Genomic DNA, 26,937 nt, shown 5'->3' with positions numbered 1-26,937 from the left:
CCGCTGCTCTGTCGGGCGGCGGTCCGACGGGGGACGGCCGTACGGGACGCGCGCAGGACAGCCGCACGTACGGCTCGACGGGACGACCCGGCGGGACGGTCCCAGGACAGCGCGGGACGACGGGGCGGGACACCGCCGGACGCCCCGGGCAGCACGAGAGCGGGCGGCCCCGGGATCTCTCCCGGGACCGCCCGCTCTCGTGGACGGGTCCGTGCGGACCGCGCGTGGCGTCAGCCCTGCGCGACGCTCCCGCCGGCCGCCTCGATCTTCTCCTTGGCGGACGCGGAGTACGCGTCGACCGCCACGGCGACCTTGACGGTCAGCTCGCCGGTGCCGAGCACCTTGACGGGGCGGCCCTTGCGGACCGCACCCTTGGCGACCAGGTCCGCGACGGTGACGTCGCCGCCCTGCGGGTACAGCGCCGAGATGCGGTCCAGGTTGACGACCTGGTACTCGACGCGGAACGGGTTCTTGAAGCCGCGGAGCTTCGGCAGACGCATGTGCATCGGCATCTGCCCGCCCTCGAACGCCTCGGGCACCTGGTAGCGGGCCTTGGTGCCCTTGGTGCCACGACCCGCCGTCTTGCCCTTCGACGCCTCACCACGACCCACACGGGTCTTGGCGGTCTTGGCACCGGGAGCCGGACGCAGGTGGTGCACCTTGAGCGTGCCGCCGGCGCCCTCGGTCGTGCTGCTGCCCTTGGCGGCGGCCTTCGGGGCCTCCGCCGCGGCGGCGTCCGCCTTCGCGGCGGCCGGCTTGCGGGTCGCCTTCGGCTTCTCCTCGGCCGCAGCGGCCTCGGTCGCCGCGGCCTTCGCCGGGGCCTTCTTCGCCGGGGTCTTCCTGGCGGCGGCCTTGGGGGCCTCCTCCGTCGACTCCACGGCCGTGTCGTCGGCCTTCTTCTTGTCGTCGGCCATGGTCACTCGACCTCCTCGACCGCGACGAGGTGCGTCACCGTCTTGACCATGCCGCGGATCTCGGGGCGGTCCTCCTTGACGACGACGTCGCCGATCCGCTTCAGGCCCAGGGTGCGCAGCGTGTCGCGCTGGTTCTGCTTGCCGCCGATGGCGGACCGGGTCTGGGTCACCTTGAGACGAGCCATCACGCACCCACCTTCGCGGCAGCCGCCGCGCGACCCTCGGCCTGCGCCCGCAGGAGCTGCGCCGGGGCCACGTGGTCGAGCGCCAGCCCACGACGGGCGGCGACGGCCTCGGGCTCCTCGAGGGAGCGCAGGGCCTCGACCGTGGCGTGCACGATGTTGATCGCGTTGGACGACCCGAGCGACTTGCTGAGCACGTCGTGGATGCCGGCGCACTCGAGCACCGCACGCACCGGACCGCCGGCGATCACACCGGTACCCGGCGACGCGGGGCGCAGGAACACGACACCCGCGGCCTTCTCGCCCTGGACGGGGTGCGGGATGGTGCCCTGGATGCGCGGGACGCGGAAGAAGTTCTTCTTCGCCTCCTCGACACCCTTGGCGATCGCCGCGGGCACCTCCTTGGCCTTGCCGTAGCCGACGCCGACCGTGCCGTCACCGTCGCCCACCACGACGAGCGCGGTGAAGCTGAAGCGGCGGCCGCCCTTGACGACCTTGGCGACACGGTTGATCGTCACGACGCGCTCGACGAACGCGCTCTTCTCGGCGGCGTCTCCGCGCCGCCCGCCGTCACGACGGCCGCCGTCCCGGCGGTCGCCGCCGGTGCCGCCGGCACCGGTGTTGCTGCGCTGAGGAGCAGCCATCAGAAAGTCCTCTTCTTCGATGCGGAGTTCGTCGTCACAGGGCCAGACCGCCCTCACGGGCGCCGTCGGCGACCGCGGCCACACGGCCGTGGTACTTGTTGCCGCCGCGGTCGAACACGACCGACTCGACGCCGGCCGCCTTCGCACGGGCGGCGACGAGCTCGCCGACCTTGCGCGCCTTCGCGGTCTTGTCGCCCTCGGCCCCGCGCAGGTCCGCCTCGAGCGTCGAGGCCGACGCCACCGTCTGGCCGATGCCGTCGTCGACGACCTGGGCGGTGATGTGCCGCGCGGAGCGCGTCACGACCAGGCGCGGACGGGCGGCGGTGCCGACGACCTTCTTGCGCAGGCGCAGGTGCCGACGGCGACGGGCGATGGACTTGCCCTTGCCCTTGATGCTGATCGCCATGGCTTACTTCCCAGCCTTTCCGACCTTGCGGCGCACGTTCTCGCCCGCGTAGCGCACGCCCTTGCCCTTGTACGGCTCGGGCTTGCGGATCTTGCGGATGTTCGCGGCGACCTCGCCCACCTGCTGCTTGTCGATGCCCTGGACCGAGAACTTCGTCGGGGTCTCGACGGCGAACGTGATGCCCGCGGGGGGCTCCACGACGACGGGGTGGCTGAAGCCGAGCGCGAACTCGAGGGTGTCGCCCTTCGCCGTGACGCGGTAACCCGTGCCGACGATCTCGAGCTTCTTCGTGTAGCCCTCCGTCACGCCCGTGACCAGGTTGGCCAGCAGCGTGCGGGTCAGGCCGTGCAGCGAGCGCGAGAGGCGCTCGTCGTCGGGACGCGTCACCACGAGTGCGCCGGCCTCGTCACGGTCCACCGCCAGCGGGGCGGGGACGGTGTGGGTGAGGGTGCCCTTGGCGCCCTTCACCGTCACGAGCTGGCCGTCGATCGTCACGTCGACACCGGTCGGCACCGGGACGGGGATCCTGCCGATTCGGGACATGGCTGTTCTCCTCTCGTCTCGGGCTTACCAGACGTAGGCGAGGACTTCCCCGCCCACACCCTTCTTCTGGGCCTGCTTGTCGGTCAGCAGGCCGGAGGACGTGGACAGGATCGCCACGCCCAGGCCGCCGAGCACCTTCGGCAGGTTGGTCGACTTGGCGTACACGCGCATGCCCGGCTTGGACACGCGCTTGACGCCGGCGAGCGCACGCTCGCGGTTGGGGCCGTACTTCAGGGTGATCGTCAGGTTCTTGCCCACGGGGGCGTCCTCGACGGTCCAGCCCGAGATGTAGCCCTCGGCCTGCAGGATCTCGGCGATGTGGCTCTTGAGCTTCGAGAACGGGATCGTCACCGTGTCGTGGTGCGCCGAGTTCGCGTTGCGCAGACGCGTCAGGAAGTCTGCGATCGGGTCGGTCATGGTCATCGGGCGTCAGCCCTTTCTCGCCGGGGTATCCGCGCCCCCTCGCGGGGGCGCGGACCTACCGACGTCCGGTGGTACTTACCAGCTGCTCTTGGTCACGCCGGGGAGCTCGCCGCGGTGGGCCATCTCCCGCACGCAGATCCGGCACAGGCCGAACTTGCGGTACACCGAGTGCGGGCGACCGCACCGCTGGCAGCGCGTGTAGGCACGGACCGCGAACTTCGGCTTCGCGGCCGCCTTGTTGATGAGGGCGGTCTTCGCCATGTCAGTTCTCCTTGAACGGGAAGCCGAGGAGCTTGAGGAACGCGCGCCCCTCGTCGTCCGTGGTGGCGGTCGTGACGATGGTGATGTCCATGCCGCGGACCCGGTCGATCTTGTCCTGGTCGATCTCGTGGAACACGGACTGCTCCACGAGGCCGAAGGTGTAGTTGCCGTGCCCGTCGAACTGGTCGGCCGACAGGCCGCGGAAGTCGCGGATGCGCGGCAGCGCGATCGACAGCAGGCGGTCCAGGAACTCCCAGGCACGGTCGCCGCGCAGCGTGACGTGCGCGCCGATCGGCATGCCCTCGCGCAGCTTGAACTGCGCGATGGACTTGCGGGCCTTGGTGACCTGGGGCTTCTGGCCCGTGATCTGGGTCAGGTCGCGGATCGCGCCCTCGATGAGCTTGGAGTCCTTCGCGGCCTCGCCGACGCCCATGTTGACGACGACCTTGACCAGCCGCGCGACCTGGTTGATGTTCTCGTGCGAGAACTGCTCGAACAGCGCCGGCTTGATCTCGTCGTTGTAGCGCGTCTTGAGGCGCGGCTGGGCCGGGGCCTCGATCGTGGTCTCGGTCATCAGATGTCCTTACCGGAGCGCTTGGCGACGCGGACGCGCACGGTGCGCGTGCGCCCGTCGCGCTCGACCTGCTCGGTGCGGTAGCCGACCCGGGTGCCCTTCTTGGTCTCCGGGTCCACCAGCATCACGTTGCTGATGTGGATGGGGGCCTCGACGGTCTCGATGCCGCCCGTGCGGGTGCCGCGCGAGGTCTGGCCGGCCTTCGTGTGCTTCTGCACGCGCTGGACGCCCTCGACGACGACGCGCTGCGTCTCCGGCAGCACCTCGAGGACGCGCCCCTGCTGGCCCTTGTCGCGGCCCGAGATGACGACGACGAGGTCGCCCTTCTTGATCTTCGCCATGGTCAGAGCACCTCCGGCGCCAGCGAGATGATCTTCATGAACTTCTTGTCGCGCAGCTCGCGACCCACAGGGCCGAAGATGCGGGTGCCGCGCGGCTCGCCGTCGTTCTTGAGGATCACCGCGGCGTTCTCGTCGAACTTGATGTACGAGCCGTCGGGGCGCCGGCGCTCCTTGCGGGTGCGCACGACGACCGCCTTGACGACGTCGCCCTTCTTGACGTTGCCGCCGGGGATCGCGTCCTTGACGGTGGCGACGATGACGTCGCCGATACCGGCGTAGCGACGGCCGGAGCCGCCGAGCACACGGATGCAGAGGATCTCCTTGGCACCCGTGTTGTCGGCGACACGCAGTCGCGACTCCTGCTGGATCATCTAGCTCTCTCCTGTCGTCTGGCGGGTTCTCGGCCGGGCAGCCCGCGAGGGCGGCCGCCGAGCCTGGCCGAACGGATGGTTGCCGTGGTGCACACGACGCGGGCGGCCCCGAGGGGCACGCCCGCGTCGCGGGCAACTGTCGTGCGTGCCGGACCCGCAGGTCCGGGAACGGGTCCTACTTGGCCTTCTCGAGGATCTCGACGATCCGCCAGCGCTTCGTGGCGGACAGCGGCCGGGTCTCCATGATCTCGACCAGGTCGCCGATGCCGGCGCTGTTCTGCTCGTCGTGCGCCTTGACCTTGCTCGTACGGCGGATGACCTTGCCGTACAGCGGGTGCTTGACGCGGTCCTCGACCTCGACGACGACCGTCTTGTCCATCTTGTCGCTCACCACGTAACCACGCCGGGTCTTGCGGTATGCCCGGTGCTCGGTCGTCGCGGTCGTGTGCTCGTGCTTAGTCATCAGGGCCTCACTCCGCGCTCGGGGCGGTACGGATGCCGAGCTCGCGCTCGCGCAGGATCGTGTAGATGCGCGCGATGTCACGACGGACGGCCTTGAGGCGGCCGTGGCTCTCGAGCTGACCCGTCGCCGACTGGAAGCGGAGGTTGAACAGCTCCTCCTTCGCCTTCTTCAGCTCGGCGACCAGCTTCTCGTCGTCGAAGGTGTCGAGCTCGTCGGGAGCCAGACCCTTGGTACCGATGGCCATCAGTTACCCCCCTCGCGCACGATGAAACGCGTCTTCATCGGGAGCTTGTGCATCGCACGGCGCATGGCCTCGCGGGCCAGCGGCTCCGGGACACCGGCGAGCTCGAACATCACTCGGCCGGGCTTGACGTTGGCGATCCACCACTCGGGCGAGCCCTTGCCGGAGCCCATGCGGGTCTCGGCGGGCTTCTTCGTGAGGGGACGGTCCGGGTAGATGTTGATCCAGACCTTCCCACCACGCTTGATGTGGCGGGTCATGGCGATACGCGCAGCCTCGATCTGCCGGTTCGTGACGTACGCAGGCTCGAGGGCCTGGATGCCGTACTCGCCGAACGAGATCTGGGTGCCACCCGTCGAGGCGCCGGAGCGCTTCGGGTGGTGCTGCTTGCGGTGCTTCAGCCGGCGCGGGATCAGCACGGCTCAGGCCTCCGTTCCGGACTCGGTGGACGCGGGCTGCGCCGCGGGCGCCGACTGCTCGGCGGCCGGGGCGGGCGCGTCCTGGCGCTCGGTGCGACGACCGCCACCACGCGGACCGCGGTCGCCGCGGTCGCCACGCGGACCACGCGACGGACGCGGGGCCTGGGTGGCCTGCTGCTGCGCCCACTCGCGCTCGGTGACGTCACCCTTGTAGACCCAGACCTTCACGCCGATGCGGCCGAAGGTCGTCCGGGCCTCGAAGAAGCCGTAGTCGATGTTCGCGCGCAGCGTGTGCAGCGGCACACGACCCTCGCGGTAGAACTCCGTGCGGCTCATCTCGGCGCCGCCGAGGCGGCCCGAGACCTGCACGCGGATGCCCTTGGCACCGGCCCGCTGCGCGGACTGGATGCCCTTGCGCATCGCACGGCGGAACGAGACGCGGCTCGCGAGCTGCTCGGCGATGCCCTGGGCGACCAGCTGGGCCTCGATCTCGGCGTTCTTGACCTCGAGGATGTTCAGCTGGACCTGCTTGCCCGTGAGCTTCTCGAGCTCGCCGCGGATGCGGTCGGCCTCCGCGCCACGACGCCCGATGACGATGCCCGGGCGGGCGGTGTGGATGTCGACGCGGACGCGGTCACGCGTGCGCTCGATCTCGACCTTCGCGATGCCGGCGCGCTCGAGGCCCGTCGACATGAGCTTCCGGATCTGCACGTCCTCGCGGACGTAGTCGCGGTAGCGCTGACCCGGCTTCGTCGAGTCGGCGAACCAGCGCGAGCGGTGGTCCGTCGTGATGCCCAGGCGGTACCCGAGCGGGTTGACCTTCTGTCCCACTAGCGGGCCCGTCCCTTCGTGCTCGTCGTCTCGCGCTCGGCCACCACGACCGTGATGTGGCTCGTGCGCTTGAGGATGCGGCCCGCGCGACCCTGCGCGCGGGGCCGGAACCGCTTGAGCGTCGGACCCTCGTCGACGAAGACCTCGGAGATGTAGAGGTTCGTCTCGTCGAGCCGCTCGCTGTTGCGCTTGGCCCCCTCGACCGCGTTCGCGACCGCGGACTGCACCGTCTTGAGGACGGGCTCCGCCGCGGCCTGCGGCGCGAACTTCAGCACCGCCACGGCCTCGGCCGCCTGCTTGCCACGGATGAGGTCCACGACGCGGCGGGCCTTCTGGGGCGTGACGCGGACGAACCGCGCCTTCGCCTTGGCTTCCATCGCTGTCCTGCCTTCTTGTTCTCTGCCGTCAGGGCGTCACCAGGCTGACCGGGGTCAGCGGCGACGGCCCTTCCGGTCGTCCTTCTCGTGGCCGCGGAACGTCCGCGTGGGGGCGAACTCGCCGAGCTTGTGCCCGACCATCGACTCCGTCACGAACACGGGCGTGTGCTTGCGGCCGTCGTGGACCGCGAAGGTGTGGCCGAGGAAGTCCGGCGTGATCATCGAGCGACGCGACCACGTCTTGATGACGTTCTTCGTGCCGGCCTCGTTCTGCGCGTCGACCTTCTTCTGCAGGTGGTCGTCGACGAACGGGCCCTTCTTGAGGCTGCGAGGCATCTCGGGCTCCTATCAGCGCTTCTTGCCGGTGCGCCGACGGCGCACGATGAGCTTGTCGCTCGGCTTGTTCGGACGACGGGTACGACCCTCGGGCTGACCCCACGGGCTCACCGGGTGGCGACCGCCGGAGGTCTTGCCCTCACCACCACCGTGCGGGTGGTCGATCGGGTTCATGGCGACACCGCGGACGGTCGGGCGCTTGCCCTTCCAGCGCATGCGGCCGGCCTTGCCCCAGTTGATGTTCGACTGCTCGGCGTTGCCGACCTCGCCGACCGTCGCGCGGCAGCGCAGGTCGACGTTGCGGATCTCGCCGGACGGCATGCGCAGCTGCGCGTACGGGCCGTCCTTCGCGACGAGCTGCACCGAGGCGCCGGCCGAGCGCGCGATCTTCGCGCCGCCACCGGGGCGGAGCTCGATGGCGTGGATGACCGTACCCGTGGGGATGTTGCGCAGCGGCAGGTTGTTGCCGGGCTTGATGTCGGCGCCGGGACCGGCCTCGACGACGTCGCCCTGCGACAGCTTGTTCGGCGCGATGATGTAGCGCTTCTCGCCGTCCGCGTAGTGCAGCAGCGCGATGCGCGCGGTGCGGTTCGGGTCGTACTCGATGTGCGCGACCTTGGCCGGCACGCCGTCCTTGTCGTGACGACGGAAGTCGATGACGCGGTACGCACGCTTGTGGCCGCCACCCTGGTGGCGGGTCGTGACGCGACCGGTGGAGTTGCGGCCACCCGTCTTGTGCAGCGGGCGGACCAGCGACTTCTCCGGCGTGGAGCGCGTGATCTCGACGAAGTCGGCGACCGACGAGCCACGACGGCCCGGCGTCGTCGGCTTGTACTTACGGATTCCCATGAGTCCTCAGATCCTTCCGGGCCTCAGCCGACCGGTCCGCCGAAGATGTCGATCGACCCCTCGCGGAGGGTGACGATCGCACGCTTCGTGGCCTTGCGGCGGCCGATGCCGAAACGGGTCCGGCGGGCCTTGCCCTGGCGGTTCGCGGTGTTGACCGAGTCGACCTTGACGCCGAAGACCTGCTCGACGGCGATCTTGATCTCGGTCTTGTTGGCGCGCGGGTCGACGAGGAACGTGTACTTGCCCTCGTCGAGCAGGCCGTAGCTCTTCTCGGAGACGACCGGCGCGATCAGGATGTCGCGCGGGTCCTTGCCGACGGCGGTCACTTCGTCTCCTCCTGGGCCGCCTCGGACTCGGTGGCCACAGCCTTGGCACCCTTGGCGGGGCCGGCGAGGAACGCGTCGAGCGCGCCCTGCGTGAAGACCACGTCGTCCGAGATGAGGACGTCGTAGGTGTTGAGCTGGTCGGCGACGAGCAGGTGGACCCGCTCGACGTTGCGCAGCGACTTCCAGGTGATCTCGTCCTGGCGCTCGACGACCACGAGGACGTTCTTGCGGCCGGACAGGTTGCCGAGCACCGCGAGAGCGGCCTTGGTCGACGGGACCTGACCGGGCGCGAAGCCCGTCACGACGTGGACGCGCCCGGCGCGCGCGCGGTCCGAGAGAGCACCGCGGAGCGCCGCGGCCTTCATCTTCTTCGGGGTCCGCTGGCTGTAGTCGCGCGGGGTCGGCCCGTGGACCGTGCCACCACCCGCGAACTGCGGGGCGCGGGTCGAGCCCTGACGGGCGCGGCCGGTGCCCTTCTGCTTGTACGGCTTCTTGCCGCCGCCACGGACCTCACCACGGTTCTTCGTGTCGTGGGTGCCCTGCCGCGCGGCGGCGAGCTGGGCCACGACGACCTGGTGGATCAGCGGGACGTTCGTCGGGGCGTCGAAGACGTCACCGGGCAGCTCGGCCGAGCCGGCCTTCTTGCCCTTCTCGTCGAGGACGTCGACGGTCAGCGTGTCGCTCATCGAGGTCACGCACCCTTCACAGCGGAACGCACGAGAACGACGCCGCCCTTGGGGCCCGGGACGGCGCCCTTGACGAGCAGCAGACCCTTCTCGGCGTCGACCGCGTGCACGGTCAGGTTCTGGGTGGTCTGACGGGCGACGCCCATCCGACCGGCCATCCGCAGGCCCTTGAACACGCGCGACGGCGTCGAGGCGCCACCGATCGAGCCCGGCTTGCGGTGGTTGCGGTGCGCACCGTGGGAGGCGCCGACGCCGGCGAAGCCGTGACGCTTCATGACACCGGCGGTGCCCTTGCCCTTGGTGGTGCCGACGACGTCGACGACCTGGCCGGCCTCGAACACCGCGGCGGTGATCTCCTGGCCGAGCGTGTACTCGGCCGCGTTCGACGTGCGCACCTCGGTCACGTGCCGACGAGGGGTGACCCCCGCCTTCTCGAAGTGACCCTTGAGCGGCTTGGTCACCTTGCGCGGGTCGATCTGGCCGTGGGCCAGCTGCACCGCGGAGTAGCCGTCGGTCTCAGCGGAGCGCACCTGCGTCACGACGTTCGGCCCGACGGCGACGACGGTCACCGGCACGAGGCGACCCGCCTCGTCCCAGACCTGGGTCATGCCGAGCTTCGTGCCGAGCACCGCCGTGACGGGGCGCGCGTTCTGCTGGGTAGCCATGAAAGATCAGTCCCTTCCCAGCGTCAGAGCTTGATCTCGATGTTCACGTCCGCGGGCAGGTCGAGACGCATGAGCGAGTCGACCGCCTTCGGCGTGGGATCGATGATGTCGATGAGCCGCTTGTGCGTGCGCATCTCGAAGTGCTCGCGGCTGTCCTTGTACTTGTGGGGCGACCGGATCACGACGAAGACGTTCTTCTCCGTCGGGAGCGGCACCGGGCCCACGACCGACGCACCAGCGCGAGTCACCGTGTCGACGATCTTGCGCGCCGAGCTGTCGATGACCTCGTGGTCGTAGGACTTGAGCCGGATGCGGATCTTCTGTCCCGCCATGGCGTCGTCTACTTCTCTCTCTCGATACCGGTCCGTCCGACCCCCGCACTCGGGCGTGTCGCTCTCCGCGACACGCCTCCGCGCTGCGTACCGTTCCCGGGACGGGGGTCGTGGCTGCGGGCCCGCACCGCCGGGGTCGAACCCCGGGGCCGGCGGAACCGCCACGTCTGGTCGCCCTGGCCGAGGCGCGCGCGAACGCACACCCCTAGCGGGCAACCCCGACAGTCTGCCAGACATGGGGCCGGAAGGCCAACCACCGTGACGGACGCCTCTCCTGCACCCGGCTCTGGCCCGGCCGGAGGATTGCTCGCTCGCCCATCTAGGTTGACGTTCGAGGTATATCGGACGACGATCGAGACATGGCGGCGACCGACACCACCGAGGGCCTGCGCCGGGCACTGACCCCGTGCTCGCGCTCGCGCTCCTGGCGCGCGCACCGAGCCACGGGTACGCGTTGATCGCGGACCTGCGCGCGGCGGGCGTCGTCGGCGCCAACGGGGGCACCGTCTACCCGCTCCTGCGGTCGCTCGAGAAGGACGGGCTCGTCGAGTCCGCCTGGGACGTGAGCGGCCCCGGTCCCGCCCGCAAGGTCTTCCGCCTCACCGACCTCGGCGCGGAGCGCCTCGCCCACGACCGCCGCACCGCGTCGGACCTGCTGGAGCAGGTCTCCCGCCTCGGACTCCCGGAGTGACGACCATGAGCTACACCCAGGACCTGGCCTTCCACCTGCGGCTGCGGGACGTGCCCGAGCAGGAGGTGGCGGACATCGTCGCGGAGGTCGACGAGTACCTCGCGACCGGTGGCGACCCCGTCGCCTACTTCGGCACCGCGGAGCAGTACGCCGCGCGCTTCCCCGCCGGGACGTCGCGCCGCCGCCGCGGGCTGCCGGCCGCGCTCGCCGCGGGCGCCGCGCTGCTGTGGGTCGTCGTCGCCCTCGCCCTCTACGCCACCGGGACGTGGGAGCGGACGGACGGCATGGACCAGGTGGTGCTGCTCCCCGCGCTCGGGATCCTGCTGCTGGGGCTGCTCGTGGCCTTCGTGCTGCACCTGGTGCGCGCGTCGCGCCCGGTGCGCCGCCGCACGCCCGCCCCCGACGCCTGAGCGTCGGCGGCCCGCGCGACACGGCGGCGGCCGCCGCCGGCCCGAGGGACCGGCGACGGCCGCCGCGGCGTTCCGGACGCGGCTCAGAGGCCGAGGATCCACTTGATGGCGTCGTAGATCGCGTTGCCGCTGATCCCGCCGAGAAGCCCCTTCACCCAGGTCGGGACGCTCGTGTTCCACCACGACACGAAGGCCGTCCGGCCACGCTCCACGTAGGCGATGATCTGGCGGTACGTCGTGATCGACCGCGACTTGATGACCTGGAGCGCGGCCTGCACCGCCACGCGGATCCAGATCGGGACGTTCGGCGTCGCGGCGGTGCCACCGGGGGCGGCGATGCCGGAACCGGGCGTCAGACCGACCGCGGACCGGGCCGGCAGCGGCACCGGCGCGGTCGTGCCCGAGGTGCTGACCGACGAGACGGCGACCGACGCGGTCGGCGCCGACGCGGCCGTCGCCGGCAGGGCGGAGCTGATGCCGATGCCGGAGCCGAGGCTGGCGGCGAGGACTCCTGCGGCGATCTTGCGACGAACGGACATGCGTTCCTCCTGGGCTGGTCCGACGGCCGGTGGTCACCGACCCGACGACAGCCGACCAGGCGCCGCACGCGGGGCGGAAGGGGTGCCCGGGACGACCCGGACGGGCTGCGGCCAACGGGGGTCCCGCCGCCCGCGCCCCGCAAACCGTGTGCCGCGGTTGCGGGGCGGAGGTTGTGACCGACGGTTCTGCGGGCCGCGGCCCCACGGCACGTCCGGGGCGTCGGAGTGCTCGGGCGGCAGCACGTCACAACTGTGCGTTGCGGGGCGCGACAGCCTGGCGGACCGGCCGCCGCCGCGTCGAGCGAGCAGGCGCCGCGACTGTGAGCCACGTCACACGCTCGCCGTCTCCGTCTCGCCTGCCGCGTCTCGCATGGCGGGACGCGCCCGGGCCCGCCCTCGTCCCTGGCCAACGCCCGTCCCACGGACGAGGGGCTCACACCGAGTGCGCGCGCGATCGCCGTGTGGCTCTGCCCGGCCGCCCTCAGCGCGCGCGCCGCGACGAGCCGCTCGGGCGACATGACCGTCGGTCGGCCGGGCCGGCGGCCCTCACGCCGTGCGGCCTCCTGCCCGGCGCGTGAGCGCGCCCGCACCCGTGCCACGTGCAGGGCCGACAGCGAGGCGGCGAAAGCGACCAGCGACGGCCCGTGCGACGCGGCCGTGTCGATCTCCGGCTCGCACAGCGACCTCAGGTGCACGCCCCGGTCGTGCAGGTCCGTCACGACCCGCAGCGCACCGGCCACCGAGCTGACCGCACGGTCGAGGCGCCACACGAGGAAGGTGTCGCCGGCGCGGAGGCGCTCGAGGCACACGTCCCACTGCGACGGCCCCGGCCCGGTGCCGACGTGGTCGACGAAGACCAGCTCCGCGCCGGCCCGCCGGAGCTCCGCGAGCTCGCTCGCCGCCTCCTGCTCCGACGTCTCGACACGCACGTACCCCACGACAACCACGTCGCCCCCTCGAGCACCAGCCCCCTGTCGCCGGCACGCGGGCGAGCCCACGTCGGCCGGCGCGCGCCCCGGTCCCCGGGCCGCGTGTGCACGTGGACCGAGCCTACGGAGGTCCGCCGCAGTCCGACAGGCCCGCCGCACGCACGCCGCTGACGCCGCCGTGCGGGGCGGGTGCCGCCGCCCCGCGACCGCGGCAGGGCACGGCGACGCGGCAGCGCCCGGGTTCCGGCGGCCCGGGAAGACGCAGCAGGGCCCGGGAGCCGAAGCTCCCGGGCCCTGCGTCGCGATCAGCCCCGAGGGGCGGTGATCACTTGATGATCTTCGTGACCCGGCCCGAGCCGACGGTGCGGCCACCCTCGCGGATGGCGAAGCCGAGGCCCTCCTCCATGGCGATGGGCTGGATGAGGTTCACGTGGATCTCGGTGTTGTCACCGGGCATGACCATCTCGGTGCCCTCGGGCAGCGTGATGACGCCGGTGACGTCCGTCGTCCGGAAGTAGAACTGCGGACGGTAGTTGCCGTAGAACGGGTTGTGACGGCCGCCCTCGTCCTTGGCCAGGATGTAGACCTGGCCCTCGAACTCGGTGTGCGGCGTGATCGAACCCGGCTTCACGACGACCTGGCCACGCTCGACCTCCTCGCGCTTGGTGCCGCGCAGGAGCAGACCGACGTTCTCGCCGGCCTCGGCGTAGTCGAGGAGCTTGCGGAACATCTCGACACCGGTGACGGTGGTCTTGATCGCCTTCTCCTTGATGCCGACGATCTCCACCTCCTCGTTCACCTTGAGCTGACCGCGCTCGACACGGCCGGTGACGACGGTGCCACGACCGGTGATCGTGAAGACGTCCTCGATCGGCATGAGGAACGGCTTGTCGATGTCACGCACCGGGTCCGGCACGTTCTCGTCGACCGCGTCCAGCAGGTCCTCGACGGACTTGACCCACTGCGGGTCGCCCTCGAGGGCCTTCAGGCCGGAGACGCGCACGACCGGCGCGTTGTCGCCGTCGAAGCCCTGCGACGACAGCAGCTCGCGGACCTCCATCTCGACGAGCTCGAGGATCTCCTCGTCGTCGACCATGTCGGCCTTGTTGAGCGCCACGAGCAGGTAGGGCACGCCGACCTGACGGGCGAGCAGGACGTGCTCACGCGTCTGGGCCATCGGGCCGTCCGTCGCGGCGACCACGAGGATGGCGCCGTCCATCTGCGCCGCACCCGTGATCATGTTCTTGATGTAGTCGGCGTGACCCGGCGCGTCGACGTGCGCGTAGTGGCGCTTCTCCGTCTGGTACTCGACGTGCGCGATGTTGATCGTGATACCGCGCTGCTTCTCCTCCGGCGCCTTGTCGATCTCGTCGAACGGCGTGAAGGGGTTCAGGTCCGGGTACTTGTCGTGCAGCACCTTCGAGATCGCGGCGGTCAGCGTCGTCTTGCCGTGGTCGACGTGACCGATGGTCCCGATGTTGACGTGCGGCTTGGTCCGCTCGAACTTCGCCTTGCCCACTGGGTGTCCTCCTCAGGACTTGGTAGAGATTGCCCGACGGCAGCCACCTGACGGTACCTGCTCGGCGTGCGGTCCTACGGGTCGGATGTGTTGCTGGTACTGCGGGGTTCGACCTGTGGGACTACTCGCCCCGGGTCTTCTTGATGATCTCGTCGGCAACGTTCCGAGGAACCTCGGCGTAGCTGTCGAACTGCATCGAGTACACGGCACGGCCCTGCGTCTTCGACCGGAGGTCGCCGACGTAGCCGAACATCTCGGAGAGCGGCACCTGGGCGCGGATGACCTTCACGCCCGTCGCGTCCTCCATCGACTGGATCATGCCGCGACGCGAGTTGAGGTCACCGATGACGTCGCCCATGTAGTCCTCGGGCGTGCGCACCTCGACGGCCATGATCGGCTCGAGCAGGGCCGGGTCGGCCTTGCGGACGGCCTCCTTGAGGACCATCGAGCCGGCGATCTTGAACGCCATCTCGGACGAGTCGACCTCGTGGTAGGCGCCGTCGATGAGCGTCGCCTTGATGCCCACGAGCGGGAAGCCCGCGAGCACGCCGAGCTGCATCGCGCTCTGGATGCCGGCGTCCACCGACGGGATGTACTCGCGCGGGATGCGCCCACCGGTGACGGCGTTCTCGAACTCGTAGAGCTCGCCCTCGCCGGCCTCCAGCGGCTCGAAGGTCACCTGGACCTTCGCGTACTGGCCCGAGCCACCCGTCTGCTTCTTGTGCACGTACTCGACCTTGTCCACCTTGCGGCGGATGGTCTCGCGGTACGCCACCTGCGGCTTGCCGACGTTCGCCTCGACCTTGAACTCGCGGCGCATGCGGTCCACGAGGATGTCGAGGTGGAGCTCGCCCATGCCGCCGATGACGGTCTGGCCGGTCTCCTCGTCCAGGCGGACGCGGAAGGTCGGGTCCTCCTCGGCGAGCTTCTGGATGGCCGTGGAGAGCTTCTCCTGGTCACCCTTCGTCTTCGGCTCGATGGCCACGTCGATGACGGGCTCCGGGAAGGTCATCGACTCGAGCACGACCGGCGCGGCCTGGTCGCACAGGGTGTCACCGGTGGTGACGTCCTTGAGCCCGATGAACGCGTAGATGTGCCCGGCCTGCGCCTCGGGGACGGGGTTCTCCTTGTTGGAGTGCATCTGGAAGAGCTTCCCGATGCGCTCCTTCTTCCCCTTGGTCGAGTTGAGCACCTGGGCGCCCTGCTCGACCTTGCCCGAGTAGACGCGGACGTAGGTCAGCTTGCCGAAGAACGGGTGCGCGGCGACCTTGAACGCCAGGGCCGAGAACGGCTCCGACGCGTCGGAGTGGCGCTCGACGGCGATCGACTCGTCCTTGACGTCGTGGCCCTGGACGGCCGGGACGTCGAGCGGCGACGGGAGGTACTCGATGACGGCGTCGAGCATGGGCTGCACGCCCTTGTTCTTGAACGCCGAGCCGCACAGGACCGGGTAGGCCTCCGAGGCGATCGTGAGCTTGCGGATGCCGGCCTTGATCTCGGCCGTCGTCAGCTCCTCGCCCCCGAGGTACTTCTCGAGCAGCTCCTCGTCCGTCTCGGCGACGGCCTCGATGAGCTGGTTGCGGTACTCCTCGGCACGCTCGGCCAGGTCGGCCGGGATGTCCTCGACCTCGTACTTCTCGCCCAGCGCGGTCTCGCCGCGCCACACGAGGGCGCGCATCTCGACCAGGTCGACGACGCCGATGAAGTCGTTCTCGGAACCGATCGGCAGCTGGATGACCAGCGGCTTGGCCTTGAGGCGGTTCACGATCGTGTCGACCGTGAAGTAGAAGTCCGCACCGAGCTTGTCCATCTTGTTGACGAAGCAGATGCGCGGCACGTCGTACTTGTCGGCCTGGCGCCACACCGTCTCGGACTGGGGCTCGACGCCCTCCTTGCCGTCGAAGACGGCGACGGCACCGTCGAGCACACGCAGCGAGCGCTCCACCTCGACCGTGAAGTCGACGTGCCCGGGGGTGTCGATGATGTTGATCTGGTTGTTCTTCCAGTAGCAGGTCGTCGCGGCGGACGTGATCGTGATGCCGCGCTCCTGCTCCTGCTCCATCCAGTCCATCGTCGACGCACCGTCGTGCGTCTCACCGATCTTGTAGTTGACCCCGGTGTAGAACAGGATCCGCTCGGTGGTGGTGGTCTTGCCGGCATCGATGTGCGCCATGATGCCGATGTTGCGGACCTTCGTGAGGTCGGTCAGCACGTCCAGTGCCACGTGATAGCCCCTTGTCGGTTGGCTGTTGATCGGTGCCGGCCCCGACGCCGCGGGCACCCGAGCGGGCGGCCCGCGGCGTCGGGCCGAAGGTCACCAGCGGTAGTGCGCGAAGGCCCGGTTGGACTCGGCCATCTTGTGCATGTCCTCACGGCGCTTGACCGCGGCACCGAGGCCGTTGGAGGCGTCGAGGATCTCGTTCATGAGGCGCTCGGTCATCGTCTTCTCGCGACGGGCGCGCGAGAAGTCGGTGAGCCAGCGCAGCGCCAGCGTGGTCGCCCGGACGGGACGGACCTCGACCGGGACCTGGTAGGTCGCACCGCCGACGCGGCGGGACTTGACCTCGATCGCGGGACGCACGTTGTCCAGCGCGCGCTTGAGCACGACGACCGGGTCGGACTGCGTCTTCTCGCGGACGCCCTCGAGGGCGCCGTACACGATCGACTCCGCGACGGTCTTCTTGCCGTCGAGGAGGACCTTGTTGATGAGCTGCGTGACGACCGGCGAGCCGTAGACCGGGTCGACGACGAGCGGCCGACGGGGGGCGGGACCCTTGCGAGGCATTCGACTCAGCCCTTCTTCGCGCCGTAGCGGCTGCGCGCCTGCTTGCGGTTCTTCACGCCCTGCGTGTCGAGCGCGCCGCGCACGATCTTGTAGCGGACACCCGGGAGGTCCTTCACACGACCGCCGCGGACGAGCACGATGGAGTGCTCCTGCAGGTTGTGGCCGACGCCCGGGATGTAGGCCGTGACCTCGATGCCCGACGAGAGGCGGACACGCGCGACCTTGCGCAGCGCGGAGTTCGGCTTCTTCGGGGTGGTCGTGTACACGCGGGTGCAGACACCGCGACGCTGGGGGGAGCCCTTGAGGGCAGGCGTCTTCGACTTGTTCGTCTTCGCCTGCCGGCCCTTGCGGACCAGCTGCTGGATCGTAGGCACTACGTCTCCGAACTGTTCGGTGTTCTCTGGTCTGACCGGCACCCGTCACCCAGGACGGCCGGCTTGGCCCGGATCGTCGCCCGTCGCACGACTACCCCGGTCGGTCTTACGTCCCGCACCGACCCCCGCGCCCGGGCGTGTCGACCCTCTCCCCCGTGCGGTGAACGGCCTGCGAGGCCGGACCGAACGGGAGGGGGACCACCACCCGGTGCCGCTGCGACCGGGTCCTGAGGACGGTCGGTCGAGTGCACGCACAAGGGCCCGACGGCGCGGGCACGGTGTCCAACGTTACCTGGCGCACCGGGGGGCGTCAAAGAGACCCGGGCCACGTCCCGGCGGGGAGCGGCGGGGCGTCGGGGCAGCCGTCGCGCCCCCGGGACGGCCCGAGGGGCCCGCCGGCGAACCGACGGGCCCCTCGGGGGTCGAGCACGTGAGGACGGACGTCAGCGGTAGTCGCCGAAGTCGATGTCCTCGAGCGGGATCGCCTCGCCCGAGCCGAGGCCCAGGGCGGGGAAGTCGATCTCGTCGTAGCCGAAGGCCGGGTACAGCTCGGCCTTCGCCTCCTCGGTCGCCTCCACCTCGACGTTGCGGTAGCGGGCCAGGCCCGTACCCGCCGGGATGAGCTTGCCGAGGATGACGTTCTCCTTCAGGCCCAGCAGCGGGTCCGACCGGCTCGACATCGCGGCCTCGGTGAGCACCTTCGTCGTCTCCTGGAAGGAGGCGGCGGAGAGCCACGAGTCGGTCGCGAGCGACGCCTTCGTGATGCCCATGAGCTCCGGACGACCCGAGGCCGGCTGGCCACCCTCGGACACGGCCTTGCGGTTCGCGTCCTCGAAGCGGCCGCGCTCGGCGAGCTCGCCGGGCAGCAGGTCCGTCTCGCCCGAGTCGAGGACCGTCACGCGGCGCAGCATCTGCCGCACGATGACCTCGATGTGCTTGTCGTGGATGTCCACGCCCTGCGAGCGGTAGACCTCCTGGACCTCGTCCACCAGGTGCTTCTGCGTCGCACGCGGGCCGAGGATGCGCAGGACCTTCTTCGGGTCCACCGCACCCTGGACGAGCTGCGTGCCGACCGCGACGTGGTCGCCGTCCTGCACGAGCAGGCGCGAGCGCTTCGTGATCGGGTACGCGATCTCCTCCGAGCCGTCGTCCGGCGTCAGGACGATGCGCCGCGAGCGGTCACCCTCCTCGATCGACACCCGGCCCGAGAACTCCGCGATCGGCGCCTCACCCTTGGGGGTACGGGCCTCGAAGAGCTCCTGGACACGCGGCAGACCCTGCGTGATGTCGTCCGCCGAGGCCACACCACCGGTGTGGAACGTGCGCATCGTCAGCTGGGTGCCGGGCTCACCGATCGACTGGGCCGCGATGATGCCGACGGCCTCACCGATGTCGACGAGCTTGCCGGTCGCGAGCGAGCGGCCGTAGCACTTGGCGCACGTGCCGACGCGCGACTCGCAGGTGAGCACGGAGCGGATCTTGAGCTCCGTGACGCCCGCCTCGAGCAGCCGGTCGAGCAGGACGTCGCCGACGTCGTCACCGGCGCGGCCGATGACCTCGTCGCCGATCGACACGTCCGTGGCGAGCGTCCGCGAGTACACGGACGTCTCCACCTTGTCGTGCCGGCGCAGCGTGCCGTCCGCGGTCGCCACGCCGATCGGCATGGTCAGGCCGCGCTCGGTGCCGCAGTCCTCCTCGCGGACGATGACGTCCTGCGAGACGTCCACCAGACGACGCGTGAGGTAGCCCGAGTCGGCGGTCCGCAGAGCGGTGTCCGCCAGACCCTTGCGGGCGCCGTGCGTCGCGATGAAGTACTCGAGGACGGACAGGCCCTCGCGGTAGTTCGCCTTGATCGGCCGCGGGATGATCTCGCCCTTCGGGTTGGCGACGAGACCACGCATGCCCGCGATCTGGCGGACCTGCATCCAGTTGCCTCGCGCACCCGAGCCGACCATGCGGAAGACGGTGTTGCGGGCCGGGAAGTTGGCCTGCATCGCCTTCGCGACCTTGTCGGTGGCGTTCGTCCAGATCTCGATGAGCTCCTGGCGACGCTCGTCGTCGGTGATGAGGCCCTTGTCGTACTGGCCCTGCACCTTGGCGGCCTTCGCCTCGTGCTCCTCGAGGATCTCCTTCTTGGCCGCCGGCGTGGCGACGTCCGAGATGGCGATCGTGACGCCCGAGCGGGTGGCCCAGCGGAAGCCGGCCTCCTTCAGGGCGTCGAGCGACGCGGCGACCTCGACCTTCGGGTACCGCTCGGCCAGGTCGTTGACGATGACCGACAGGCGCTTCTTGTCGACGACGCCGTTCTCGTACGGGTAGTCCACCGGCAGGAGCTCGTTGAAGAGCGCACGGCCGAGGGTCGTCTCGAACAGCAGCGTCTGACCCGGCTCCCAGCCCTCGGGCGCCTCGTCCTCACCGAGCACGAGGTCGTCGAAGCGGATCTTCACCACGGCGTTCAGGTCCAGGGTGCCCTGGTCGAACGCCATGATCGCCTCGGAGACCGAGCTGAACGCGCGGCCCGCGCCGAGCGCGTCCTCCTTGTCGCTCGTCAGGTGGTACAGGCCGATGATCATGTCCTGCGAGGGCATGGTCACCGGACGGCCGTCCGACGGCTTGAGGATGTTGTTGCTCGACAGCATGAGGATGCGGGCCTCGGCCTGCGCCTCCGCCGACAGCGGCAGGTGCACGGCCATCTGGTCACCGTCGAAGTCCGCGTTGAACGCGGCGCAGACGAGCGGGTGCAGGTGGATGGCCTTGCCCTCGACCAGCTGCGGCTCGAACGCCTGGATGCCCAGACGGTGCAGCGTGGGCGCACGGTTCAGCAGCACCGGGTGCTCGGTGATGACCTCCTCGAGCACGTCCCACACGACCGGGCGGGCGCGCTCGACCATGCGCTTGGCGGACTTGATGTTCTGCGCGTGGTTGAGGTCGACCAGCCGCTTCATGACGAACGGCTTGAACAGCTCGAGCGCCATCTGCTTGGGCAGGCCGCACTGGTGCAGCTTGAGCTGCGGGCCGACGACGATGACCGAACGGCCCGAGTAGTCGACGCGCTTGCCGAGCAGGTTCTGGCGGAACCGGCCCTGCTTGCCCTTGAGCATGTCGGAGATCGACTTCAGCGGACGGTTGCCGGGGCCCGTGACCGGGCGGCCGCGGCGGCCGTTGTCGAACAGCGAGTCCACGGCCTCCTGGAGCATCCGCTTCTCGTTGTTGACGATGATCTCCGGCGCGCCCAGGTCCAGGAGCCGCTTGAGGCGGTTGTTCCGGTTGATGACGCGGCGGTACAGGTCGTTGAGGTCCGACGTGGCGAAGCGGCCACCGTCGAGCTGGACCATCGGGCGCAGGTCCGGCGGGATGACCGGGACCGCGTCGAGGACCATGCCGGTCGGCGAGTTGTTCGTCGTGAGGAACGCGTTGACGACCTTCAGGCGCTTGAGGGCACGCGTCTTGCGCTGGCCCTTGCCCGAGCGGATCGTCTCGCGCAGCGCCTCGGCCTCGGCCTCCAGGTCGAACGCCTCGAGGCGCTTCTGGATCGCCGCGGCGCCCATCGAGCCCTCGAAGTAGTTGCCGTACCGGTCCTGCAGCTGGCGGTACAGCATCTCGTCGCCCTCGAGGTCCGCGACCTTGAGGTTCTTGAAGCGGTCCCACACCTGCTCGAGGCGGTCGAGCTCCGCGTCGGCACGCTTGCGCAGCTGCGCCATCTCGCGCTCGGCGGAGTCGCGCACCTTGCGGCGGGCGTCGGCCTTCGCGCCCTCGGCCTCGAGCTCGGCCAGGTCGGCCTCGAGCTTCTGGGCGCGGGCGTTGATGTCGTTGTCGCGGCGGTCCGCGATCTCCTTCTTCTCCAGGTCGATCTCGTTCTGGAGGTTGGGGAGGTCCTCGGCCCGGCCGTCCTCGTCGACCCACGTGATCATGTAGGCCGCGAAGTAGATGACCTTCTCCAGGTCCTTCGGCGCCAGGTCGAGCAGGTAGCCGAGCCGGCTGGGCACACCCTTGAAGAACCAGATGTGCGTGACCGGGGCGGCCAGCTCGATGTGCCCCATGCGCTCACGGCGCACCTTCGAGCGCGTCACCTCGACGCCGCAGCGCTCGCAGATGATGCCCTTGAAGCGGACACGCTTGTACTTGCCGCAGTAGCACTCCCAGTCCCGGGTGGGACCGAAGATCTTCTCGCAGAAGAGACCGTCCTTCTCCGGCTTCAGGGTCCGGTAGTTGATGGTCTCGGGCTTCTTCACCTCGCCGTGCGACCAGGCACGGATGTCGTCGGCCGTGGCCAGGCCGATGCGCAGCTCGTCGAAGACGTTGACGTCGAGCAAGGTTCCTACTTCCTTCGCGTTCCGGGGCCGTTCGGCTCGCCGGTACATCTGCTACAGGGGTGTCGGCGCCCGGCCCGGACCGCGCCGCCCGCGTGGGGGGCGCGTACCGGGCCGGGGCTCGGCCTCAGATCTCCTCGATGCTGCTGGCGTTCGGGCGCCGCGACAGGTCGATGCCGAGCTCCTCCGCCGCGCGGTAGACCTCGTCGTCGTTCTCCTTCATGTCGATGGACACGCCGTCGGACGACAGCACCTCGACGTTCAGGCAGAGCGACTGCATCTCCTTGAGCAGGACCTTGAACGACTCCGGGATGCCGGAGTCCGGGATGTTCTCGCCCTTGACGATCGCCTCGTAGACCTTCACGCGGCCCGGGACGTCGTCCGACTTGATGGTGAGCAGCTCCTGCAGCGTGTAGGCGGCGCCGTACGCCTCCAGGGCCCACACCTCCATCTCGCCGAACCGCTGGCCACCGAACTGCGCCTTACCACCCAGCGGCTGCTGCGTGATCATCGAGTAGGGGCCGGTCGACCGGGCGTGGATCTTGTCGTCCACGAGGTGGTGCAGCTTCAGGATGTACATGTACCCGACGGAGACCGGGTCCGGGAACGGCTCCCCGGAGCGGCCGTCGAACAGGCGCGCCTTGCCGTCGGGGCCGACGGTGCGGACCCCGTCGCGGTTCGGCAGCGTCGTCGCGAGCAGGCCCGAGAGGGTCTCCTCCGGGACGCCGTCGAACACCGGCGTCGCGACCGGCGTGCCGGGCTCCGAGCGGTGCGCGACCTCCGGCACGTCCTCGCGCCACTGCACGTCGCCCTCGGCGAGCTGGACGTCCCAGCCCTGCTTGGCGACCCAGCCGAGGTGCGTCTCGAGCACCTGGCCGACGTTCATGCGGCCCGGGACACCCAGCGGGTTGAGGACCACGTCGACCGGCGTGCCGTCCGCGAGGAACGGCATGTCCTCGACGGGCAGGATCTTCGAGATGACGCCCTTGTTGCCGTGCCGGCCGGCGAGCTTGTCGCCGTCCGTGATCTTGCGGCGCTGCGCGATGTACACGCGGACCAGCTCGTTCACGCCGGCGGGCAGCTCGTCGCCGTCCTCACGGCTGAACGTGCGCACCTCGATGACCGTGCCGGACTCGCCGTGCGGCACCTTGAGCGACGTGTCGCGGACCTCGCGCGCCTTCTCGCCGAAGATCGCGCGCAGCAGGCGCTCCTCCGGGGTCAGCTCGGTCTCGCCCTTGGGCGTGACCTTGCCGACGAGGATGTCACCGGCCGCGACCTCGGCACCGATGCGGATGATGCCGCGCTCGTCCAGGTCGGCCAGGACCTCCTCGGAGACGTTCGGGATGTCCCGCGTGATCTCCTCGGGGCCGAGCTTCGTGTCGCGGGCGTCGACCTCGTGCTCCTCGATGTGGATCGAGGACAGGACGTCGTCCTGCACGAGGCGCTGCGACAGGATGATCGCGTCCTCGTAGTTGTGGCCCTCCCACGACATGAACGCGACGAGCAGGTTGCGGCCGAGCGCGAGCTCGCCCTCGTCCGTCGCCGGGCCGTCGGCGAGCACCGAGCCGACCTCGACGCGCGCGCCCTGGTCCACCAGCACGCGCTGGTTGTAGGACGTGCCCTGGTTCGAGCGGCGGAACTTCGCCACGCGGTACGTCGACGTCGTCGCGTCGTCGTTGGCGACCGTGATCAGGTCGGCCGAGACCTCGGTGACGACACCCGGCTTCGACGCGACGATGACGTCGCCCGCGTCGACGGCCGCACGACGCTCCATGCCGGTGCCGACCAGCGGCGCCTCGGAGCGGACCAGCGGCACGGCCTGGCGCTGCATGTTCGCGCCCATGAGGGCACGGTTCGCGTCGTCGTGCTCGAGGAACGGGATGAGCGCGGTCGCGACCGACACCATCTGCCGCGGCGAGACGTCCATGTAGTCGACGGAGCCGGCGGGCACGAACTCGACCTCGCCGCCCTTGGTGCGCACGAGGACGCGGTCCTCGGCGAACGTGCCGTCGGCCTGCAGCGGGGCGTTGGCCTGGGCGATGACGTAGCGGTCCTCGTCGTCGGCCGTCAGGTAGTCGACGTCGTCGGAGACGCGGCCGTCGACGACCTTGCGGTACGGCGTCTCGACGAAGCCGAACGGGTTGATGCGCCCGTACGTCGCGAGCGAGCCGATGAGGCCGATGTTCGGGCCCTCGGGGGTCTCGATCGGGCACATGCGGCCGTAGTGCGACGGGTGGACGTCACGGACCTCCATGCCGGCGCGGTCGCGCGACAGACCACCCGGGCCGAGGGCCGACAGACGCCGCTTGTGCGTCAGGCCCGCGAGCGGGTTGTTCTGGTCCATGAACTGCGACAGCTGGCTCGTCCCGAAGAACTCCTTGATGGAGGCCACGACGGGGCGGATGTTGATGAGGGTCTGCGGCGTGATCGCCTCGACGTCCTGCGTCGTCATGCGCTCGCGCACGACGCGCTCCATCCGGGACAGCCCCGTGCGGACCTGGTTCTGGATGAGCTCGCCGACCGCGCGGATGCGGCGGTTGCCGAAGTGGTCGATGTCGTCCGTCTCGACGCGGATCTCGACCGACTCGCCGCCGCGCGTCCCCGGCAGCGTGGTGCGGTCGATGTGCAGCGCCGCGAGGTACTTGATCGTCGCCACGACGTCGGACAGCGACAGGACCGAGTCGCTGAGCGGCGCGTCCTGGCCGACCTTCTTGTTCAGCTTGTAGCGGCCGACCTTGGCGAGGTCGTAGCGCTTGGGGTTGAAGTAGAAGTTCTCGATCAGCGCGCGGCCGGCCTCGACGGTCGGCGGCTCGCCCGGGCGGATCTTGCGGTAGAGGTCGAGCAGCGCCTCGTCCTGGGTCTGGACGTGGTCCTTCTCGAGCGTGTCGAGCACGGCCGGGTAGTCGGCGAACTCCTCGCGGATCTCGCCCTCGGTCATGCCGAGCGCCTTGAGCAGGACGGTGGCGTTCTGCTTGCGCTTGCGGTCGACGCGGACGCCGACGTTGTCGCGCTTGTCGATCTCGAACTCGAGCCACGCGCCGCGGCTCGGGATGATCTTGGCGGTGAGCACGTCCTTGTCCGACGTCTTGTCGGCGACGCGCTCGAAGTAGACGCCCGGGGAGCGGACGAGCTGCGAGACGACGACGCGCTCCGTGCCGTTGATGATGAACGTGCCGCGCTCGGTCATGAGCGGGAAGTCGCCCATGAAGACCGTCTGCGACTTGATCTCGCCGGTCGTGTAGTTGACGAACTCCGCGGTGACGAACAGCGGCGCCGCGTAGGTGAAGTCCTTCTCCTTGCACTCCTCGGCCGTGTACTTCGGCGGCTCGAAGCGGTGCTCGCGGAAGGAGAGGGACATCGTCCCGCCGAAGTCCTCGATCGGGGAGATCTCCTCGAAGATCTCCTCCAGGCCGGCGGTCTCCGGGATGTCGTTGCGCCCGGCCTCCAGGGCGGCGGCGACACGTGCCTGCCAGCGCTCGTTGCCCAGCAGCCAGTCGAAGCTCTCGGTCTGCAGGCCGAGCAGGTCCGGGACCTCGAGCGGCTCGTGGATCCTGGCGAAGGAGATGCGGCGGGATGCGGTGCGGTTCGCGATGGCGTCGGCGGTCGGAGCAGAAGGGGTGCGCGAGGCAGCCAAGGGGGGTCCTTCCCTGCGGATGGAGTGCACGCTGCGCATGACCCGGCTGGTCGCGACCCCCCGGCCGTGCGAGCCGCACGCTCGTCGCGCACGAACGACGAGAGCAGGCTCGGGTTATACGGGGTCGCGGACACAGGCCAGCGCAAAGCGCTAGCATACCCGCCCGGGCGTGCCAAGTAAACCCCCCGGAACCGACCCCGTGCGCGGCCCCCTCGCCGCCGGGTCGACCCCGTGGTCCTCGTCCACGACGGCCCGGGGGAACTCCCCCGCTCCGACGTCGGGCGACAGCGTCGTCGCCGGCAGACATGGTGGCACACCCCGCGCCCGGCCGGGAAGCCGAGCGCCGCGACGGGTCACCCGCACGGTGCGCCCGCGCACGTCCCGGCCGGGCTCGCCGTGCGGGGAGGCGGGAGGACTCCTACGGTCGTCACGCAGGCCGGACGCACCAGCAGAGGGGCGCCGGGCCGGTCCAGCCCACCGTCAGGGGCGCACGCCCCGGGAAGAGGGTCACCATGTCGAAGTCCCCGAACCGTCTCGTCGCCGCGATCTTCGGCGCCGTCTACACGCTCGTCGGCCTCGCCGGCTTCCTCGTCACGGGGGGCGTGCCCTTCGCCTCCCAGGAGGGCGAGCTCCTGCTCGGGTTCGAGGTCAACCCGCTGCACAACATCGTGCACCTCGTGATCGGCATCGCGCTGCTGCTCGCGTCGCGGACCGTCGGCGGTGCCCGCTCCGCGAACCTGACCGTCGGTGCCGTCTACCTCCTGGTCGGCATCCTCGGCCTGTTCATCATCGACACCGAGGCGAACATCCTCGCCCTCAACGGCGCGGACAACGTGCTGCACTTCGCGACCGCGATCATCCTGCTCGGCGTGGCGCTCGGCGCCGACCGCGACCGCGCGCGGACGACGCGCACCGCGTGAGCACGGCAGGGGCGGACCGGCTCCCCGGTGCGGCGCCGACCGGCGCCGCACGGGGGCCCCACCGCGCGCGGGGACCGCGGGGCCCTGGCCCCACGAGACGACGGCAGGCTTCGTGACGCGCACGTGGGGCGGCTACGGCGCCCTCGGCACGGGGCTCGTGCTCGTGGCGCTCGGGGCCGAGCACCTGCGGCACCACCCGGCACTCTCCGTGCTGCTGCTGCCGCTGGGCGCCGCGACGCTGCTGGTCGCCGTGCTCTCCCTGCGAGGCGCCGGCCGCCACCTGCGGCCCGGCGGGGTCCTCACGGCCGTCGCCGGAGCAGCCGCGGTGCTCGCCGGTCTCGGCACGGGACGCACCGGCACCGCGGAGCTCGTCGCCCTCGTCCTCGGGGTCCTGTCGGGCGCCCTGCTCGCGGCGTCGGCCGGCCCCCGCGCCGCCGGCGTCGTCGCTCGCCGCGACGGGCGCGGGGAGCAGGACACCCCGGGCGACGACGGCGGGAACGCGTGGTCGCGGCTCGCGCTGCTGGCGCTCGGCGCACTCCTCGCCTCGGCGGCCACCGTGCAGGGTCTCGCGGCCACCGAGGCCGGCGAGCACGCGGTGCCGCACGGCCTGCACGGCATCGGCGGCCACCACGGCTGAGCCGT

At 70.4% G+C, this 26,937-nt stretch carries 32 protein-coding genes and 1 pseudogene; 4 read left to right on the top strand and 29 right to left on the bottom strand.

Annotated features, from left to right (window positions below; all coding sequences use genetic code 11):
* Positions 1–230 precede the first annotated feature (230 nt).
* The 21 genes from rplO to rpsJ all read right to left on the bottom strand — a co-directional run bounded on the left by rplO (position 231) and on the right by rpsJ (position 10,184).
* Positions 231–914, bottom strand: a complete 684-nt coding sequence (gene rplO, locus GC089_RS04685) for a 50S ribosomal protein L15 (protein ID WP_155378935.1) — start codon at positions 912–914, stop codon at positions 231–233.
* A 2-nt stretch (positions 915–916) separates the two neighbouring features.
* On the bottom strand, positions 917–1,099 hold the full coding sequence (gene rpmD / locus GC089_RS04680; RefSeq protein ID WP_013117860.1) for a 50S ribosomal protein L30: 183 nt from the start codon (positions 1,097–1,099) through the stop codon (positions 917–919).
* Positions 1,099–1,740 carry a 30S ribosomal protein S5 gene (gene rpsE, locus GC089_RS04675; protein WP_155376667.1) on the bottom strand — a complete coding sequence of 214 codons (642 nt, stop codon included), beginning with the start codon at positions 1,738–1,740 and terminating at the stop codon, positions 1,099–1,101. The genes rpmD and rpsE overlap by 1 nt, the downstream gene beginning before the upstream one ends.
* Before the next feature lie 34 nt (positions 1,741–1,774).
* Positions 1,775–2,146 carry a 50S ribosomal protein L18 gene (rplR, locus tag GC089_RS04670; RefSeq protein ID WP_155376666.1) on the bottom strand — a complete coding sequence of 124 codons (372 nt, stop codon included), beginning with the start codon at positions 2,144–2,146 and terminating at the stop codon, positions 1,775–1,777.
* Between the two features lie 3 nt (positions 2,147–2,149).
* Positions 2,150–2,689: a 50S ribosomal protein L6 gene (gene rplF / locus GC089_RS04665; protein WP_155376665.1), complete on the bottom strand. Its 540-nt coding sequence runs from the start codon at positions 2,687–2,689 to the stop codon at positions 2,150–2,152.
* A 24-nt stretch (positions 2,690–2,713) separates the two neighbouring features.
* Positions 2,714–3,112: a 30S ribosomal protein S8 gene (rpsH, locus tag GC089_RS04660; protein WP_155376664.1), complete on the bottom strand. Its 399-nt coding sequence runs from the start codon at positions 3,110–3,112 to the stop codon at positions 2,714–2,716.
* A 75-nt stretch (positions 3,113–3,187) separates the two neighbouring features.
* Positions 3,188–3,373, bottom strand: coding sequence for a type Z 30S ribosomal protein S14 (locus GC089_RS04655; protein WP_013770178.1), 186 nt, complete (start codon positions 3,371–3,373; stop codon positions 3,188–3,190).
* A 1-nt stretch (position 3,374) separates the two neighbouring features.
* Positions 3,375–3,947 (bottom strand): 50S ribosomal protein L5, encoded by a 573-nt coding sequence (gene rplE, locus GC089_RS04650; protein ID WP_155376663.1) that lies wholly within the window; start codon positions 3,945–3,947, stop codon positions 3,375–3,377.
* Entirely contained in the window at positions 3,947–4,288 is a 342-nt protein-coding gene (rplX, locus tag GC089_RS04645; RefSeq protein WP_155376662.1) for a 50S ribosomal protein L24, read from the bottom strand. Before rplX ends, rplE begins: the two co-directional genes overlap by 1 nt.
* A 2-nt stretch (positions 4,289–4,290) precedes the next feature.
* Positions 4,291–4,659 (bottom strand): 50S ribosomal protein L14, encoded by a 369-nt coding sequence (gene rplN / locus GC089_RS04640; RefSeq protein WP_013770175.1) that lies wholly within the window; start codon positions 4,657–4,659, stop codon positions 4,291–4,293.
* A 175-nt stretch (positions 4,660–4,834) separates the two neighbouring features.
* Positions 4,835–5,122, bottom strand: coding sequence for a 30S ribosomal protein S17 (gene rpsQ, locus GC089_RS04635; RefSeq protein ID WP_155376661.1), 288 nt, complete (start codon positions 5,120–5,122; stop codon positions 4,835–4,837).
* Between the two features lie 7 nt (positions 5,123–5,129).
* Positions 5,130–5,366, bottom strand: a complete 237-nt coding sequence (rpmC, locus tag GC089_RS04630) for a 50S ribosomal protein L29 (RefSeq protein WP_155376660.1) — start codon at positions 5,364–5,366, stop codon at positions 5,130–5,132.
* Positions 5,366–5,782, bottom strand: coding sequence for a 50S ribosomal protein L16 (gene rplP / locus GC089_RS04625; protein ID WP_136519178.1), 417 nt, complete (start codon positions 5,780–5,782; stop codon positions 5,366–5,368). The genes rpmC and rplP overlap by 1 nt, the downstream gene beginning before the upstream one ends.
* A 3-nt stretch (positions 5,783–5,785) precedes the next feature.
* Positions 5,786–6,613 (bottom strand): 30S ribosomal protein S3, encoded by an 828-nt coding sequence (gene rpsC / locus GC089_RS04620; protein WP_155376659.1) that lies wholly within the window; start codon positions 6,611–6,613, stop codon positions 5,786–5,788.
* A complete protein-coding gene (gene rplV, locus GC089_RS04615) occupies positions 6,613–6,990 on the bottom strand; it encodes a 50S ribosomal protein L22 (protein WP_135973041.1) in 378 nt (125 codons plus the stop codon). The genes rpsC and rplV overlap by 1 nt, the downstream gene beginning before the upstream one ends.
* 54 nt (positions 6,991–7,044) lie before the next feature.
* Complete coding sequence (rpsS, locus tag GC089_RS04610) at positions 7,045–7,326, bottom strand: 30S ribosomal protein S19 (RefSeq protein WP_136519176.1); 282 nt, start codon at positions 7,324–7,326, stop codon at positions 7,045–7,047.
* Between the two features lie 12 nt (positions 7,327–7,338).
* Positions 7,339–8,175 (bottom strand): 50S ribosomal protein L2, encoded by an 837-nt coding sequence (rplB, locus tag GC089_RS04605; RefSeq protein WP_136519175.1) that lies wholly within the window; start codon positions 8,173–8,175, stop codon positions 7,339–7,341.
* Between the two features lie 23 nt (positions 8,176–8,198).
* Complete coding sequence (rplW, locus tag GC089_RS04600) at positions 8,199–8,501, bottom strand: 50S ribosomal protein L23 (RefSeq protein WP_136519174.1); 303 nt, start codon at positions 8,499–8,501, stop codon at positions 8,199–8,201.
* Positions 8,498–9,187 (bottom strand): 50S ribosomal protein L4, encoded by a 690-nt coding sequence (rplD, locus tag GC089_RS04595; RefSeq protein WP_155376658.1) that lies wholly within the window; start codon positions 9,185–9,187, stop codon positions 8,498–8,500. The genes rplW and rplD overlap by 4 nt, the downstream gene beginning before the upstream one ends.
* 5 nt (positions 9,188–9,192) lie before the next feature.
* Positions 9,193–9,852, bottom strand: coding sequence for a 50S ribosomal protein L3 (gene rplC / locus GC089_RS04590; RefSeq protein ID WP_155376657.1), 660 nt, complete (start codon positions 9,850–9,852; stop codon positions 9,193–9,195).
* 23 nt (positions 9,853–9,875) lie between these two features.
* Positions 9,876–10,184, bottom strand: coding sequence for a 30S ribosomal protein S10 (gene rpsJ / locus GC089_RS04585; protein WP_129336914.1), 309 nt, complete (start codon positions 10,182–10,184; stop codon positions 9,876–9,878).
* A gap of 406 nt (positions 10,185–10,590) precedes the next feature.
* On the opposite strand from rpsJ, the gene GC089_RS04580 reads away from it, so the two are divergent.
* Together GC089_RS04580 and GC089_RS04575 are read left to right on the top strand one after the other, a co-directional pair.
* On the top strand, positions 10,591–10,875 hold the full coding sequence (locus tag GC089_RS04580) for a PadR family transcriptional regulator (RefSeq protein WP_196250825.1): 285 nt from the start codon (positions 10,591–10,593) through the stop codon (positions 10,873–10,875).
* Positions 10,876–10,880: 5 nt separating this feature from the next.
* Complete coding sequence (locus GC089_RS04575) at positions 10,881–11,285, top strand: hypothetical protein (RefSeq protein WP_155376655.1); 405 nt, start codon at positions 10,881–10,883, stop codon at positions 11,283–11,285.
* An 83-nt stretch (positions 11,286–11,368) separates the two neighbouring features.
* Here the strand turns inward: GC089_RS04575 and GC089_RS18360 are convergent, their stop codons facing one another.
* The 8 genes and pseudogenes from GC089_RS18360 to rpoB form a co-directional block, all read right to left on the bottom strand.
* Positions 11,369–11,824: a hypothetical protein gene (locus tag GC089_RS18360; RefSeq protein WP_230685058.1), complete on the bottom strand. Its 456-nt coding sequence runs from the start codon at positions 11,822–11,824 to the stop codon at positions 11,369–11,371.
* Positions 11,825–12,222: 398 nt separating this feature from the next.
* Positions 12,223–12,753, bottom strand: a pseudogene (locus tag GC089_RS19910) (recombinase family protein); the annotation flags it as partial.
* A gap of 325 nt (positions 12,754–13,078) precedes the next feature.
* Positions 13,079–14,272, bottom strand: coding sequence for an elongation factor Tu (tuf, locus tag GC089_RS04560; RefSeq protein ID WP_155376654.1), 1,194 nt, complete (start codon positions 14,270–14,272; stop codon positions 13,079–13,081).
* A gap of 121 nt (positions 14,273–14,393) precedes the next feature.
* Complete coding sequence (gene fusA / locus GC089_RS04555) at positions 14,394–16,496, bottom strand: elongation factor G (protein ID WP_155376653.1); 2,103 nt, start codon at positions 16,494–16,496, stop codon at positions 14,394–14,396.
* A gap of 90 nt (positions 16,497–16,586) precedes the next feature.
* Positions 16,587–17,057, bottom strand: a complete 471-nt coding sequence (gene rpsG / locus GC089_RS04550) for a 30S ribosomal protein S7 (RefSeq protein ID WP_155376652.1) — start codon at positions 17,055–17,057, stop codon at positions 16,587–16,589.
* Positions 17,058–17,062: 5 nt separating this feature from the next.
* Positions 17,063–17,431, bottom strand: a complete 369-nt coding sequence (gene rpsL / locus GC089_RS04545) for a 30S ribosomal protein S12 (protein WP_013117883.1) — start codon at positions 17,429–17,431, stop codon at positions 17,063–17,065.
* A gap of 443 nt (positions 17,432–17,874) precedes the next feature.
* Positions 17,875–21,744 (bottom strand): DNA-directed RNA polymerase subunit beta', encoded by a 3,870-nt coding sequence (locus GC089_RS04540; protein ID WP_155376651.1) that lies wholly within the window; start codon positions 21,742–21,744, stop codon positions 17,875–17,877.
* Positions 21,745–21,868: 124 nt separating this feature from the next.
* Positions 21,869–25,375: a DNA-directed RNA polymerase subunit beta gene (rpoB, locus tag GC089_RS04535; protein ID WP_155376650.1), complete on the bottom strand. Its 3,507-nt coding sequence runs from the start codon at positions 25,373–25,375 to the stop codon at positions 21,869–21,871.
* Positions 25,376–25,887: 512 nt separating this feature from the next.
* On the opposite strand from rpoB, the gene GC089_RS04530 reads away from it, so the two are divergent.
* Both GC089_RS04530 and GC089_RS04525 read left to right on the top strand, forming a co-directional pair.
* The gene (locus GC089_RS04530; protein ID WP_155376649.1) at positions 25,888–26,295 is read left to right on the top strand and encodes a DUF4383 domain-containing protein; all 408 of its coding nucleotides are present in this window, start codon (positions 25,888–25,890) and stop codon (positions 26,293–26,295) included.
* A gap of 112 nt (positions 26,296–26,407) precedes the next feature.
* Complete coding sequence (locus GC089_RS04525) at positions 26,408–26,932, top strand: hypothetical protein (protein ID WP_155376648.1); 525 nt, start codon at positions 26,408–26,410, stop codon at positions 26,930–26,932.
* Positions 26,933–26,937: the final 5 nt, after the last annotated feature.

The organism is Cellulomonas sp. JZ18 (genome assembly GCF_009720485.1).
GTDB lineage: Bacteria > Actinomycetota > Actinomycetes > Actinomycetales > Cellulomonadaceae > Cellulomonas.
The sequence above is the reverse complement of the archived record's forward strand: the minus strand, read 5'-3'. Positions and strand labels throughout refer to the sequence as shown.

Bases quoted from the DNA above. Each gene is read 5' to 3' on its own strand.
- rpsH (WP_155376664.1), bottom strand. From the start codon at position 3,112: ATGACCATGACCGACCCGATCGCAGACTTCCTGACGCGTCTGCGCAAC.
- rpsQ (WP_155376661.1), bottom strand. From the start codon at position 5,122: ATGACTAAGCACGAGCACACGACCGCGACGACCGAGCACCGGGCATAC.
- GC089_RS04575 (WP_155376655.1), top strand. From the start codon at position 10,881: ATGAGCTACACCCAGGACCTGGCCTTCCACCTGCGGCTGCGGGACGTG.
- GC089_RS18360 (WP_230685058.1), bottom strand. From the start codon at position 11,824: ATGTCCGTTCGTCGCAAGATCGCCGCAGGAGTCCTCGCCGCCAGCCTC.
- rplC (WP_155376657.1), bottom strand. From the start codon at position 9,852: ATGGCTACCCAGCAGAACGCGCGCCCCGTCACGGCGGTGCTCGGCACG.
- rpsS (WP_136519176.1), bottom strand. From the start codon at position 7,326: ATGCCTCGCAGCCTCAAGAAGGGCCCGTTCGTCGACGACCACCTGCAG.
- rplF (WP_155376665.1), bottom strand. From the start codon at position 2,689: ATGTCCCGAATCGGCAGGATCCCCGTCCCGGTGCCGACCGGTGTCGAC.
- rplR (WP_155376666.1), bottom strand. From the start codon at position 2,146: ATGGCGATCAGCATCAAGGGCAAGGGCAAGTCCATCGCCCGTCGCCGT.
- rpmD (WP_013117860.1), bottom strand. From the start codon at position 1,099: ATGGCTCGTCTCAAGGTGACCCAGACCCGGTCCGCCATCGGCGGCAAG.
- rplB (WP_136519175.1), bottom strand. From the start codon at position 8,175: ATGGGAATCCGTAAGTACAAGCCGACGACGCCGGGCCGTCGTGGCTCG.
- rplE (WP_155376663.1), bottom strand. From the start codon at position 3,947: ATGACCGAGACCACGATCGAGGCCCCGGCCCAGCCGCGCCTCAAGACG.
- rpsG (WP_155376652.1), bottom strand. From the start codon at position 17,057: ATGCCTCGCAAGGGTCCCGCCCCCCGTCGGCCGCTCGTCGTCGACCCG.
- GC089_RS04655 (WP_013770178.1), bottom strand. From the start codon at position 3,373: ATGGCGAAGACCGCCCTCATCAACAAGGCGGCCGCGAAGCCGAAGTTC.
- rplN (WP_013770175.1), bottom strand. From the start codon at position 4,659: ATGATCCAGCAGGAGTCGCGACTGCGTGTCGCCGACAACACGGGTGCC.
- rpmC (WP_155376660.1), bottom strand. From the start codon at position 5,366: ATGGCCATCGGTACCAAGGGTCTGGCTCCCGACGAGCTCGACACCTTC.
- rpsE (WP_155376667.1), bottom strand. From the start codon at position 1,740: ATGGCTGCTCCTCAGCGCAGCAACACCGGTGCCGGCGGCACCGGCGGC.
- rplX (WP_155376662.1), bottom strand. From the start codon at position 4,288: ATGGCGAAGATCAAGAAGGGCGACCTCGTCGTCGTCATCTCGGGCCGC.
- rplV (WP_135973041.1), bottom strand. From the start codon at position 6,990: ATGGAAGCCAAGGCGAAGGCGCGGTTCGTCCGCGTCACGCCCCAGAAG.
- rplD (WP_155376658.1), bottom strand. From the start codon at position 9,187: ATGAGCGACACGCTGACCGTCGACGTCCTCGACGAGAAGGGCAAGAAG.
- GC089_RS04530 (WP_155376649.1), top strand. From the start codon at position 25,888: ATGTCGAAGTCCCCGAACCGTCTCGTCGCCGCGATCTTCGGCGCCGTC.
- rplO (WP_155378935.1), bottom strand. From the start codon at position 914: ATGGCCGACGACAAGAAGAAGGCCGACGACACGGCCGTGGAGTCGACG.
- rpsJ (WP_129336914.1), bottom strand. From the start codon at position 10,184: ATGGCGGGACAGAAGATCCGCATCCGGCTCAAGTCCTACGACCACGAG.